1 protein-coding gene is annotated in these 205 nt (G+C 47.3%); it reads left to right on the top strand.

Going from position 1 to position 205, the window contains the following annotated elements:
* The coding region (locus WA845_RS25250) for a hypothetical protein (RefSeq protein WP_337322846.1) at window positions 1–193 on the top strand (193 nt) is incomplete at its 5' end.
* Window positions 194–205: the final 12 nt, after the last annotated feature.

The raw sequence follows: 205 nt of genomic DNA, 5'->3' as shown, positions 1-205 counted from the left end.
CCGCAAGCTTCGCCGCCCACGTTTCTCTTTCTTCTCATATTCAATTGTCAAAAAACAGACCACCAAAAGCAGTCAAAAAATCAAATCCCCGAAACCATCAGGCCTCGAAACCAAACAAGCAACCAGCTCATTCCTTGATTTATTTAGAACGAAAGACTTCGTCGCCAGCAGCGCCGCCGCCCTCGTTCAGTGAGCGGACTTATAA

This window comes from Agrobacterium sp. CMT1 (assembly GCF_037203725.1).
GTDB lineage: Bacteria > Pseudomonadota > Alphaproteobacteria > Rhizobiales > Rhizobiaceae > Agrobacterium > Agrobacterium pusense.
The sequence above is the reverse complement of the archived record's forward strand: the minus strand, read 5'-3'. Positions and strand labels throughout refer to the sequence as shown.